This is a genomic window from Streptomyces avidinii (genome assembly GCF_045161815.1).
GTDB classification, from domain to species: domain Bacteria; phylum Actinomycetota; class Actinomycetes; order Streptomycetales; family Streptomycetaceae; genus Streptomyces; species Streptomyces avidinii.
The window spans coordinates 5,691,434-5,703,772 of sequence record NZ_CP108863.1; the positions used below are offsets into that span (position 1 = coordinate 5,691,434).

Below are 12,339 nucleotides of genomic sequence, written 5' to 3' on the forward strand. Positions count from 1 at the left end.
AACGGCCCGAGGGGGCGGTGCTCGTCAGAGCGCCGCCCCCTCGGGTTCCGTACTGCGGGGTCCTACGGGAGGACCTTCTCGATCTGCACGCTGCCGGTGCCGGCGGCGGTGCCGCGGGCGTTGAGCAGCTGGACCTGGCCGAAGAACTGACGGCCCTCGGGGGCCGCGCTGCTGACCAGGACGTTCGCCGAGACCTGCGCGGTGGCGCCGTTGGCGAGGTTCACCGCGGCCGCCTCGTCGACCTGGACGGAGCCCAGAGCGGTCGAGAAGAACACGTCGCGGTAGTCGTACGTGGTGGAACCGGACGGGACCGCGTAGCCCAGCACCTCGATGGTGTAGGTGCCCGCGGCCGGGTTGACGAGGCTCACGGCCTCCTCGGAGTCGCCGTCGGCGGAGGTGCCGACCTTGACGCCGTCCTTGAACACGTCCAGGTCGAGGTCGGCGCCCGTGTCGGACGTCTTGCCGATGGCGATGTCGAGGCGGGAGACGCCCTCGCCGATGGTGACCTCGGTGGTGTGGGTCTCACCGGTGGCGATGGTCGGCTTGGCGACCTTCGCGGAGCCGAGCGGGCCGCCCTTGAGCTTGCCGCCGGAGATGGCCGCGGCGTCGTTCTTGACGCTCCACTGGACCGGCGCCGGGGTGCCCTGCTTGACCTCGGGCAGGACCTTGACCGCGGGGTCGAAGGCCGCGCCGAGCACGGAGACGTCCAGCTTGAACGGGTTGTCCAGCAGCGGCGACGTACGGCGCGACTCGACCTCGATCTCCCAGACGCCCGGCTGCGGGTCGGCGTAGGAGCGCAGGTCGGGGCGGCAGGTGTTCGCCGGGTTGTTGTAGTTCGGGTAGCACTGCGTCGTCGCGCTGTCCTCGACACCCAGACCGTACGGGTGGATCGAGATGAAGCGGGTCTGGCTGCCCGGCTGCAGACCGCCGAGGGCGACCTCAAGGGTCTTGGCGCCCTGCGGGACGGTGACGAAGTACGACTTGTGGCTGTTGCGCTGCACCGAGGAGGTGTCCGACAGCGTGAACGAGGGCTTCGCCAGCGGGGTCGAGGCGACGACCGTCGTCAGGATCTGCTTGTCGATGCCCTCGGTGGTCTCGTCGTCCAGCTGCAGGATGCCGCTGTGCACGCCGGCCGACGTGGCCTTGGCCTCGACCTTGATGGTGACGGGCTTGTTCAGCGGCAGCGTGACGTAGTCGTAGCCGCCGATGACCTTGAAGGTCCCGTCGTTGTTGCGCCAGCTCAGGTCGTGCCGGGTGCCGTACTTGACGCCCGTGGTGCGGGTGACGACGACGTCGTAGACCTTCTTCTGCCCGACCTTGAGGCCGCCCTCGCGGTCGTAGAGGCCGGTGCCGAAGCCCGGGGTCTTCAGGAACTGGTCGATCGCGGTGTCGACCGGCGCCTTGACGGTGAACTCGTTCGCCTTGGCGTCGCGCTGGATGGACTCCCACGCGCCGGGGACGTCGATCAGACCCGAGCCCTGGGCGTGCGCCGGGACGTCGGCGATCTTCTTCGCGCTGCTGGTGAGCGCGACCCGCAGGGAGGCCGGGGTCAGCTTGATGCCCTGCTGCTTCGCGGCCGAGATCAGCAGGGCGCTGGCGCCCGCCGCCTGCGGCGAGGACATCGAGGTGCCCTGGAGCATGCCGTAGCCGGCCGGCAGGGTGTAACCCGCCTCGGCCACCGGGGCGCCCGGCAGCCAGGTCTGGATGGTGTTGATGGCCGCACCGGGGGCGGTGATGGTCGGCGTGAACCCGCCGTCCTCACGCGGACCGCGCGAGGAGAAGGGGAACATGTTGTACTTCTTGCTCACGCCGGAGCCGTAGTTGGCGGCCCAGGTCTCCTTGGAGACCGCGGCACCCACGGAGATGACCTTGTCCGCGAGACCGGGGTCGCCGATCGTGTTGACGCCGGGACCCTCGTTGCCCGCCGAGATGACGAGCTGGACACCGTAGGTGTCGATGAGGTTCTTGTAGAGCTCGGAACGCGCGTTGTTGCCGTCGTTCAGCGCCGGGAGGCCGCCGATCGACATGTTGACGATGTCCACCCCGCGGTTGACGACGAGGTCGATCATGCCCTCGGTCAGCGCGATGTTGGTGCAGCCGCCGGACCAGGAGCAGGCGCGCGAGGAGACGAGCTTGGCGCCGGGCGCCTCGCCGTTCATCTTGCCGCCGAAGAGGCTGTTGGCGGCGGTGATGCCGGCGACGTGCGTGCCGTGCTCGGACTCGATGATGCCGACGTTGACGAAGTCGGCCTTCTTGCCGACCCAGTCACCGCCCAGCGGGTCCATCGGGACGTCCTTGCGGATCTCGATCACGAACGGGATGCGCTCGGCGACGTCGGTCGCCGGGTTGTCCGTGCCGAAGTAGCCGATCTGGTAGCCGTCCTTGTACGGCTTCATCGGCTCGTTGTTCGTGAAGTCGCCGTCCTGGTCGGTGTCGACGCGGACGGTGCCGGCCGCCGCGTCGTAGAGCATGCCGAACCGGTCGGTGGTGTCCCCGTCCCGGTTGACGTCGCCCTTCATGTCACCGGTGGCGGTGATCGACTCGCTGAAGCGGCTCCACTGGAAGCTGCCCTCCGGGGCCTTCCAGCTCTGGCCGCCCGCGGTGAAGGTGCCGCCGGCGGCGGTGACCGGGGTGATCTGGGCGCGCCAGGTGGCGTCGTTGTCCGTGATCGGGTCGGTCGCCGTGACCCAGTCGACGATCTTGCGCTCGCCGGTGGTGGTCTTCTGCAGGGCCGGGTGGCCGAGGTCGACGCCCGAGTCCATGATGCCGATGGTCACGCCGCGGCCGTCGGCCTGCGGGTTGTTCTGCACGAAGTCGACCGCACCCGTCTCGAAGGACGGGTTGTACGGGTTCTTCGCCGGGGTGTTCTTGTCCGGCGCCGCGTAGGTCTCGGCCGCGGTCTTCTTCACCGCGCCGGCCTCACGGTCCGCGTCGGGGCGCGGGTCCGGCAGCTTGATCTCGTGCCGCAGGTCGATGCCGTGCACGGAGGACAGCTTCGCGGCCGCCTTCAGGGCGGCGTCCGCCTTGCCGGTGGGCAGGGTGGCGCGGACGTAGCCGAGCTTGTCGTACGTCTGGCCCACCGAGGCGCCCTGGACGGCGCCCAGCTGGTCGGCCACCTGCTTGGTCTGGCCGGGGGCGGTCGCGACCATGACGGTGACGTTCGCGTCACCCTTGGCCTTCGCCTCCTGGAGGAGCTCCGCGTCGGCCGAACCGAGCTTCTGCTCCGCCGACTTGACGGCCGGGTTGGTGCCCGGAGTGTCCGCACCGGGCGCCGCGAGGACGGGCCCGGCGCCGGTGGCCGCGAGGGCGGCGACCAGACCGGCCGCGGCCGCGACGCGCGCGACGCGTCTGGCCCCGGATATGGAGCTGGGGGATTCGAGGGTCATCAGCATCCCTGGTAAGTGAAAGATACGGTCCGGATTTCGGTGCCGGATGACCGGTCAGCTTGGCCTACGTGACTGCTCTTTGGGGAGGGTTGTCATTGACCGAGACCTGCCATGGCGCACTTCCGCCAGCGCGAACAATGCGCCAGCGCGGCCCAACCGGGGCACAGCGGTGCGAACCACAAGGTCTGCTGGGTCTATTTATCGACTTAGTGGCCATGTGTCAGCGCCGGGACGCGGCTGCGCCCCGGTGCGGGTGTGACAGATTCGGTCCGCTCAGCGCTCGCGCGTGCGCGCGTAGTGGCGTGAGGCCTTAGCGCGGTTTCCGCAGGCGGCCATCGAGCACCAGCGCCGGGTGCCGTTGCGCGAGACGTCGAAGAAACGCAGGACGCAGCTCTCGGACGCGCAGGTGCGGATCCGCTCGGGCGCGGAGCCCAGCAGGTCGAGGTAGTCGCGCGCGGCCGTCCAGGCCGGACCCCAGGCCGGGTCGGCGAACTCGGCCCGCTCGCCCGGGCCTTCGGCGGTCAGGGTGGCCCGGATGCGGCCGTGCTCCAGTACGGCGTCGACCAGCGTACGGGCGCTCTCGTCGGCCGGGTCCGCGACCGCGCGGGACAGCGCCTCACGGGCGGTCAGCAGGTGGACGAGGGTCGAGGCGTCGGCGCGGAAGCGGTCGGCCAGGCCGGTGCTCTCCAGCCAGACCGCGAGCCCCTGCACCCGGGTGAGCCCGGCCGCGCCGGCGAAGAGGTCCAGCGGTTCGCCGTCGGCGACCCAGCGGGTGTTGAGCAGGTCGAGGGCGACCGGTTCGCCGGTCAGGGGTCGTGGATCCAGCGCCGTCATGTCCCGCTTGCCCCTCTTCCACCGCCCGGCTGACCCCTTGAGGGTACGGGAGCGGTTGACCTCTCGATTCTAACCTCTTATTCTAGATTTAGAAGGTTAGATCTGGATGGGTGCATTCCTCAGCGGAAGGACCGTCATGACCTCCGGGGCGTACCACTGGGGCGCGCTGGCCGTGCAGGAGCGGGTCGGCGTACGGGACCTCGCCGAGCACGTCGGACGCTCGATCGGCGCGGGCATCGGCGATGTCGCCGCGGCCTTCCTGGGACTCCAGCCGCACCTGGTCGTCGGCGCCGCCGACGGCGCGGGGCGGGTGTGGGCCTCCCTGCTCACCGGACCGCCCGGTTTCGTACGGGCCACCGGGCCGGACCGGATGGTGGTCGCCGGCGGCCCACCGGAGGGCGACCCGCTCGCCGAGGCGCTGGCCACGGCCGGGACCCGGGTGGGGAGCATCGCGCTCGACCCGCGCACCCGGCGCCGGATGCGGCTGAACGGCACCCTCGCGCAGACGCGGCGGGGCTTCGCCGTCGAGGCGGAGCAGGTCTTCGCCAACTGCCCGAAGTACATCCAGCGGCGGCAGCCGCTGGAACTGGCCGGGCAGGGGGCGGGTGTCGTACGGCGCGGGGACGCGCTGACCCCCGGCCAGCAGCGGAGCGTGCGCGGCGCCGACACCTTCTTCATCGCCACCACGGCGGAGGCGGACGGGGTCGACGCCAGCCACCGGGGCGGGTTGCCGGGCTTCGTGGAGGTGCTCTCGCCGGTCGAGCTGGCCTGGCCGGACTACGCGGGCAACGCCATGTTCCTGACCCTGGGGAACCTGACCGCCGATGCGCGGGCCGGGCTGCTCTTCCCGGACTGGGAGAGCGGGGCCGTCCTGCAGCTCAGCGGCCGGGCCCGGACGGATTTCGGGGCGGACGGGAGCCGGCTCACCCGCTTCCGGGTGGAGTCGGTCGTGGAGGCATTGCACCCGGGGCGGCTGCTCTGGAGCACCCCGGAGTACTCGCCTCACCTGGGCAGGACCACCAGGTAGGCGGCGGGTTCCCGGTCGTCCGAGGCCGTCAGGGCGGTCCGGATGACCGCCGCCTGCTGCTCGGGCCAGTCGCGGAGCTTGCGCGGGGTGATGTGGATGACGGTCACCCCGAGCCGCTCCAGCGTCTCGCGCTTGCGCACGGACTCGGACCACTGCTCGTCCTCGCCCTGGCGCGGGGCGCGGGTGTCGATCTCCACGGCGACGGAGTGCTCGGGCCAGTACGCGTCGACCCCGCCGAGGTGCGGGCCGCCGGGCAGTCGCAGGTCGACGTTCCAGACGGGGTCGGGAAGCTCGTGGCCCCGTACGACGTGGTACAGCCGGTCCTCGGCGATGGCCCGGCCCTCGGCGAGCAGCGACTCGACCGCGTCGACCACGTGCGGCCGGTTCAGCAGCCGGGCCACCGTCAGCTCCCGTACGACGGCGGCCGGTTCGCAGTGCCCGCCGCGGACGGCCTCGCTCAGCAGGCGGCGTACGGTGCCGGCGTCGGAGAGCTGGGTGACGGCATCGGCGACGGCCCGCGCGACGGGCGCCACCGGCAGCCCGGTCACCTCCTGGGAGCGCGGCGGCGTGTGCGTCCGTACGATCCGCACGTCCCCGGTGGAGCGCAGCCGCCGGGTGCCGGGCACCAGGACGTCGATGTGCGAGAGGGCGAGCAGTGCGGGCGCGGAGCCGAACCGGTACAGGGCGAGCGCCGCCAGCCCGGTGATCATGGCCTCGCCGCCGCGTCGCCCCGCGTACAGCAGTGCGGCGTGCAGCCGCTCCTCGCTGGTCGCCGGGCCGGAGTGGAGGAGGAACACCCCGGGCAGGATCTGCTGCCAGGGTCGCTCGGCGGCGTCGGAGGCGGTGACGCCGTGCTCGCGCAGCTGGGCGAGGGTCAGCACGCGGGGGCGGCTGCCGGTGAGGTGCGCGAGGGGGAGGGGTGCGTTGTGGTTCATGACGCGGTGATTCCCTCAGGCCATGGCCTTGCTAACCCCTGTTACACGCTCGTCGACAAATCCGGACAAGCTGGGGCTAAAGTACGGGCGTTCGACTGCCGATGGGGTGCGCCCGTGCGGGCTACCGCCGCGCGGAGCTGCCCCGGCCCCACCCTTCCTCCGTTCCCCGGGCTCTGCCCGGACCCGGTCCTCAAACGCCGGACGGCTGGAAGATCCAGCCTCGCCGGCGCTTGAGCCGCGGGGTCCGGGGCGGAGCCCCGGCAACGGCGCCGCGGGCTAGTTGCCCGCCGCCGCGTCGCACCGCTGCGCGGCAAGGGCCCGGGCCAGGTCGTCCCGGGACTCCAGCACCAGGCGGCGCAGGGCCGGAGCCGCGTCCGCGTGGGCGGCGAGCCAGGTGTCGGTGGCGTCCAGCGTGGCGGAGTCACCCTGCAGTGACGGGTACAGGCCCTTCACCACGTCCATGCCGATCTGGATCGACCGGTCCGCCCACACCCGCTCGATCACCTCGAAGTAGCGCCCCGCGTAGGCCGCCAGCAGGCCCCGCTGCGAGGACTGCTGCATGCCCGCGATCGTCGCCTCCACCAGCGCGTTGGACAGCGCGTCCGACTCGACCACCGCCGCCCACGCCTGGTCCTTCACCGCCTGCGAGGGCCGCGCCGCCAGGCACCGCACCTGGTGCCGCTTGCCCGAGGCCGTGTCGTCGCGCGCCAGTTCGGCGGCGAGCACCCCCTCGTCCACCGCCCCGTGCGCGGCCAGCGGCAGCAGGAAGTCCCAGCGCAGTTCCTGGTCCACGTCCAGCCCGTCGATCCGCGCCGACCCCTCCAGCAGCCCCAGCAGCAGCTGGAAGTCGCCCTCCGTCGCCGCGCTCGCCGCGAAGAAGCGGGCCCAGGTCAGCTGGTGCTCCGACCCCGGCGCCGCGACCCGCAGTTCGTGCAGCGCGCCCGCCGCGAGCTCCCGGCCGCCCTGCTCGCGCCAGTCCGGGGCCGCGTAGTGGGTGACCGAGGACAGCGCCTGCGCGTGCAGCATCTGCAGGACGCCGACGTCCGTCTCCCGGCCCGCGTGCGCCAGTACCAGCGAGACGAAGTCACGCGCAGGCATCAGCCCGTCGCGCGTCAGGTTCCACAGCGCCGACCAGCTCAGTGCCCGCGCGAGCGGGTCCGTCAGGTCGCCGAGGTGGGCCCGCAGGGTGTCCAGGGAGCCCTCGTCGAAGCGGATCTTGCAGTAGGTGAGGTCCTCGTCGTTGACCAGGACCAGGTCGGGCCGCTCCGTGCCCGCCAGCTCCGTGACGACCGTCCGCGCGCCCGACACGTCCGCGTCGGCACGGGCGTAGCGGACCAGGGCTCCGTCGGACTCCAGCCGGTACAGGCCCACCGCGACCCGGTGCGGGCGCAGCTCGTCGCCCTCCTGGACGACGGCCAGTTCCGTCACGCGGCCGCCCGCGTCGTAGGTGAGCACCGGGGTCAGCGCGTTCACCCCGGCCGTCTGCAGCCAGGCCCGCGACCACTCGGCCATGTCCCGCCCGGAGACCTCGGCGAGCACCGACAGCAGGTCGTCGAGCGTCGTGTTCCCGTAGGCGTTGGCCTTGAAGTAGCGCCGGGCGCCCTCCAGGAAGGCCTCCCGTCCCACGTAGGCGACCAGCTGCTTGAGCACCGAGGCACCCTTGGCGTAGGTGATGCCGTCGAAGTTCAGCTTGGCGTCCTCCAGGTCACGGATGTCGGCCGTGATCGGGTGCGTGGACGGCAGCTGGTCGGCCCGGTAGGCCCATGACTTGCGGCGGTTGGCGAAGGTGATCCACGCCTGGTCGAAACGGGTGGCCTCGACCAGCCCGAAGGAGCCCATGAAGTCGGCGAAGGACTCCTTCAGCCACAGGTCGTCCCACCACTTCATGGTGACCAGGTCGCCGAACCACATGTGCGCCATCTCGTGCAGGATGACGTTCGCGCGCGCCTCGTACGAAGCCTGCGTGACCTTGCCGCGGAAGATGTACTCCTCGCGGAAGGTCACCAGCCCCGGGTTCTCCATCGCGCCCAGGTTGTACTCCGGCACGAAGGCCTGGTCGTACTTGCCGAAGGGGTACGGGTAGTCGAAGAGCTCGTGGAACAGATCGAAGCCCTGCTTGGTGATGAGGAAGATGTCATCGGCGTCGAAGTGCTTCGCCAGACCCTTGCGGCACATCGCGCCCAGCGGGATGGTCAGGTCCCCGCGGGTGTAGGAGTCCGTCACGTAGTGGTAGGGGCCCGCGACCACGCAGGTGATGTACGTGGAGATCGGCGCGGTCTCGGCGAACCGCCACACGCCCGCCTCGCGGGACTCCTCCGCGCCGTTGCTCCACACCTGCCAGCCCTCGGGGGCCGTCACCTCGAAGCGGTACGGGGCCTTGAGGTCGGGCTGCTCGAAGTTCGCGTACACCCGCCGCGCGTCGGCCGGCTCGTACTGGGTGTAGAGGTAGACCTCGCCGTCCTCCGGGTCGACGAAGCGGTGCAGGCCCTCGCCCGTCCGGCTGTACGCGCAGTTCGCGTCCACCACGAGGACGTTCTCGGCGGCCAGGCCGTCGAGGGCGACCCGGGATCCGTCGAAGACCGCGGCCACGTCCAGCGCGCGCCCGTTCAGGGTCACGGCGTTCACCGAAGGGGCGATCAGGTCCGCGAAGGTGGAGGAGCCGGCGGCCGCCGCCCGGAAGCGGATCGTCGTCACCGAGCGGAAGGTCCGCGGACCCTCGGCCGGTTCGGCCTCGTCCACCGCCGACCTGATGTCGAGGACCACCTCGTACCCGTCGACGGACAGCAGCTCGGCCCGCTCGCGGGCCTCCTCGCGGGACAGATTCTCTCCGGGCACGTGCACTCCTTCGTGCGTGATCGCGTTCTTGGGTCGAATCCTCGCACGAGGGAATGCGCGCCACTCCGCACTGGTTGGTGACGGGGAACGTGAGCTCAGCGATGCCCTTTTTGCGACCCATGCCGAGACTGAGGAGAGAAATGACCGACACCCAGGTGCGCGAGAAGACCCCGGTCGACTTCTGGTTCGACCCGCTCTGCCCTTGGGCCTGGATGACGTCCCGCTGGATGGTCGAGGTCGAGAAGGTCCGCGACGTCGAGGTCCGCTGGCACGTGATGAGCCTCGCGGTGCTCAACGAGAACAAGCTCGACGAGCTGCCCGAGGTCTACCGCGAGCTCCTCGGCCCCAAGGGCTGGGCTCCGGTGCGCGTGGTCATAGCGGCCCAGCAGAAGCACGGTGAGGAAGTCACCGGCAAGCTCTACACCGCGCTCGGCACCCGCATACACAACGACGAGAAGGGCCCGACCCGCGAGGTGATCGCGGAGGCGCTGGCCGAGGCCGGCCTGCCGGCCGAGCTGCTCGCGTACGCCGACTCGGACGAGTACGACGAGGTGCTGCGGGCCTCGCACAACGACGGCATCGACCGGGTGGGCCAGGAGGTCGGCACCCCGGTGATCTCGGTGCCCGGCTCCGAGGGCGACGTCGCCTTCTTCGGCCCGGTGGTCACCCCGACCCCGCGCGGCGAGGCCGCTGCCCGGCTGTGGGACGGCACCCTGCTCGTCGCCTCCACGCCCGGCTTCTACGAGATCAAGCGCACCCGTACCAAGGGCCCGTCCTTCGAGTAGGACGTGGCCAGGAGGCGGCGGACCTGCCGCGTCCGGCCGGCGCACCGCACAGAAGACCCCCGTGAGTCACGTCCTCACGGGGGTCTTCCGTTCAACACGCCCGCAGGTGAAGGTTGAGAAGACGATCACGAGGCGGACGGGCTTGTGGTGGTGCGATCAGCCCTTGGCGGGGATCAGAAGCGGGGTGTTCGCCTTGGCGTCGGCGTAGCGCTTCGACACGTCCTGCCAGTTGACGACGTTCCACATGGCCTCGATGAAGTCCACCTTCTGGTTCTTGTACTGAAGGTAGAAGGCGTGCTCCCAGGCGTCGAAGACCAGGATCGGGGTGCTGGCCACGCCCACGTTGCCCTGGTGGTCGTAGACCTGCTCGACGACCAGACGGCCGCTTACGGGCTCGTACGCGAGCACGCCCCAGCCGGAGCCCTGGGTGGCGGAGGAGGCGAAGGTCAGCTGCTTCTTGAACTTCGCGAAGGAGCCGAAGGACTCGGTGATCGCGTCGGCCAGGTCGCCCAGGCCGTCGGCCGCGGTGGGCTCGCCGCCGCCCTCGCCGGTCTTCGGGCTGGCCATGTTGTGCCAGTAGATGCTGTGCAGGATGTGGCCGGAGAGGTGGAACGCGAGGTTCTTCTCGAGGCCGTTGAGGGCGCCCCAGTTCTCCTTGTCGCGCGCCTCTGCCAGCTGCTCCAGCGTGTTGTTGGCGCCCGTGACGTAGGCCGCGTGGTGCTTGTCGTGGTGCAGCTCGATGATCTGCGGGTTGATCACCGGCTCCAGCGCCGCGTAGTCGTACGGAAGCTCAGGAAGCGTGTAGATGGCCATGCGTGTTATCCGGTCCCCTCAGCGTGCCAACTGCTTATTGCAATCAATGCGCAACTGCACGCTAGCAGTATCTATTCCGCCTCACATGTAAGGGTTACCTCTGTGAAACGCAGGTGGGCCCCGTGCGAACGCACGGGGCCCACCTGCGGTCGAGGGGCTGTCAGCGGGTGTCGGCCGCCCGGCGCCGCACCGCGCGGTTCTGCACGACCCGGCCGGTCACCGCGAGGGCGAGGGTGAGCCCGCCGGTGAAGACGACCTGGACCCGCGTGTCCTCGCCCAGGGCCATCAGCACCAGGACCCCGGCCACCCCGGCCAGCGCCACCCAGGTCAGATGGGGGAAGCCCCACATCTTCACGACCAGCTTCTCGGGGGCCTCGCGCTCCAGCCGGCGGCGCAGCACGAGCTGCGAGACGGCGATGAAGCCCCAGACGATCAGGATGACCCCGCCCACCATGTTCAGCAGCCAGGCGAACAGGGTGTCCGGGTACCAGTAGGACAGCAGCACGGTGACGAAGCCGAAGCCGCAGGAGGCGAGCACCGCCCGGCGCGGCACCCGGCCGGTGACCTTGCCCAGCGCCTTCGGGCCCTGGCCGCGCGAGACGAGGGAGTAGGCCATGCGCGAGGAGCCGTAGATGTTGGCGTTCATCGCGGACATCAGGGCGATCAGGATGACCACGTTCATGATCTCGCCGGCGGCCGGGATGCCCAGGCGGTCGAGGGTGGCGGCGTACGGGCCGTCCGCCGTGACCGCCGGGTCGTTCCACGGCAGGAGGGTGACGATCACCAGCATGGAGCCGACGTAGACGATCGCGATCCGCCACATGGTGGTGCGCACCGCCTTGGCCACGCCCTGGACCGGGTTCTCGGACTCGGCGGCCGCGATGGTCACCGTCTCCAGGCCGCCGTACGCGACGACCGAGGCCAGCAGTCCGACCAGCAGGCCGTCCACGCCGTGGGGCAGGAAGCCGCCGTCGTGCAGCAGATTGGCGGCGCCGGGAGAGTCGGTGCCGGGCAGCAGGCCGAGCACGGCGAGGACCCCCAGGCCCAGGAAGAGGGCGATCGCGCCGATCTTGAGGGCGGCGAACCAGAACTCGAACTCGCCGAAGTTCGAGACGGCGGCGAGGTTGGAGCCGCAGAACACCGCCATGAAGACCAGCACCCACATCCAGGAGGGGGTACCCGGGAACCAGCCGGTCATGATGTGCGCCGCGCCGATGGCCTCGATGGCCACGCCCACGCACAACAGGGTCCAGAACATCCAGCCGGCGGTGAATCCGGCCCACGGGCCGATCGCCCGCTCCGCGTGGACGGAGAAGGAACCGGAGGCGGGGTCGGCGGCGGACATCTCGCCGAGCATCCGCATCACGAACATCACGAGCAGTCCGGACGCGGCGTACGCGAACACGATCGAGGGACCCGCCGCGGCGATGCCGGCTCCGGAGCCGACGAACAGCCCGGCGCCGATGACACCGCCGAGGGCGATCATCGAGAGGTGGCGCTGCTTGAGTCCGTTGCCGAGGGGTGATCCGCCGCCGGTCTGCGGTGCTTCGGGGGGTGTCAGGGTGCTCTGGCTCATTTGCGCCAGTCTGCCGAGTGTCCGATCGCCGGACGTTGGCTGTCCGATATTCGGACGACGGCTTCACGGTTCGTGATCACGCCCGTACGCTCACGGCGACGTCGCAGCCACCGGATGCGGCGAACGCACCGGATCGAGGGGGCAGTCG

General features: G+C 70.7%; 8 protein-coding genes. 2 read left to right on the forward strand and 6 right to left on the reverse strand.

What is annotated here, in order from left to right; all coding sequences use genetic code 11:
* Positions 1-62: 62 nt before the first annotated feature.
* Both OG373_RS25505 and OG373_RS25510 read right to left on the reverse strand, forming a co-directional pair.
* Positions 63-3,386, reverse strand: a complete 3,324-nt coding sequence (locus OG373_RS25505; RefSeq protein WP_405440566.1) for a S8 family serine peptidase — start codon at positions 3,384-3,386, stop codon at positions 63-65.
* 273 nt (positions 3,387-3,659) lie between these two features.
* The gene (locus OG373_RS25510) at positions 3,660-4,220 is read right to left on the reverse strand and encodes a CGNR zinc finger domain-containing protein (RefSeq protein WP_405440568.1); all 561 of its coding nucleotides are present in this window, start codon (positions 4,218-4,220) and stop codon (positions 3,660-3,662) included.
* A 106-nt stretch (positions 4,221-4,326) separates the two neighbouring features.
* Between OG373_RS25510 and OG373_RS25515 the strand changes: the two genes are divergently transcribed.
* Entirely contained in the window at positions 4,327-5,247 is a 921-nt protein-coding gene (locus OG373_RS25515) for a pyridoxamine 5'-phosphate oxidase family protein (protein ID WP_405440570.1), read from the forward strand.
* Here the strand turns inward: OG373_RS25515 and OG373_RS25520 are convergent.
* Both OG373_RS25520 and pepN read right to left on the reverse strand, forming a co-directional pair.
* A complete protein-coding gene (locus tag OG373_RS25520) occupies positions 5,223-6,182 on the reverse strand; it encodes a hypothetical protein (RefSeq protein WP_405440572.1) in 960 nt (319 codons plus the stop codon). The genes OG373_RS25515 and OG373_RS25520 overlap by 25 nt on opposite strands.
* Before the next feature lie 276 nt (positions 6,183-6,458).
* A complete protein-coding gene (gene pepN, locus OG373_RS25525; RefSeq protein WP_405440574.1) occupies positions 6,459-9,017 on the reverse strand; it encodes an aminopeptidase N in 2,559 nt (852 codons plus the stop codon).
* 140 nt (positions 9,018-9,157) lie between these two features.
* Here pepN and OG373_RS25530 point away from each other — a divergent pair, with 140 nt between their 5' ends.
* Positions 9,158-9,802 carry a DsbA family protein gene (locus tag OG373_RS25530; RefSeq protein ID WP_397728942.1) on the forward strand — a complete coding sequence of 215 codons (645 nt, stop codon included), beginning with the start codon at positions 9,158-9,160 and terminating at the stop codon, positions 9,800-9,802.
* A 156-nt stretch (positions 9,803-9,958) separates the two neighbouring features.
* Here the strand turns inward: OG373_RS25530 and OG373_RS25535 are convergent, their stop codons facing one another.
* Positions 9,959-10,615: a superoxide dismutase gene (locus tag OG373_RS25535; protein ID WP_030016698.1), complete on the reverse strand. Its 657-nt coding sequence runs from the start codon at positions 10,613-10,615 to the stop codon at positions 9,959-9,961.
* Between the two features lie 160 nt (positions 10,616-10,775).
* Positions 10,776-12,191, reverse strand: a complete 1,416-nt coding sequence (locus OG373_RS25540) for an amino acid permease (protein WP_405440575.1) — start codon at positions 12,189-12,191, stop codon at positions 10,776-10,778.
* Between the last annotated feature and the right edge of the window lie 148 nt (positions 12,192-12,339).

Coding starts and splice junctions, on each gene's coding strand:
- OG373_RS25535 (WP_030016698.1), bottom strand. CDS start 10,615: ATGGCCATCTACACGCTTCCTGAGCTTCCGTACGACTACGCGGCGCTG.
- OG373_RS25530 (WP_397728942.1), top strand. CDS start 9,158: ATGACCGACACCCAGGTGCGCGAGAAGACCCCGGTCGACTTCTGGTTC.
- OG373_RS25540 (WP_405440575.1), bottom strand. CDS start 12,191: ATGAGCCAGAGCACCCTGACACCCCCCGAAGCACCGCAGACCGGCGGC.
- OG373_RS25505 (WP_405440566.1), bottom strand. CDS start 3,386: ATGACCCTCGAATCCCCCAGCTCCATATCCGGGGCCAGACGCGTCGCG.
- OG373_RS25520 (WP_405440572.1), bottom strand. CDS start 6,182: ATGAACCACAACGCACCCCTCCCCCTCGCGCACCTCACCGGCAGCCGC.
- OG373_RS25515 (WP_405440570.1), top strand. CDS start 4,327: ATGGGTGCATTCCTCAGCGGAAGGACCGTCATGACCTCCGGGGCGTAC.
- OG373_RS25510 (WP_405440568.1), bottom strand. CDS start 4,220: ATGACGGCGCTGGATCCACGACCCCTGACCGGCGAACCGGTCGCCCTC.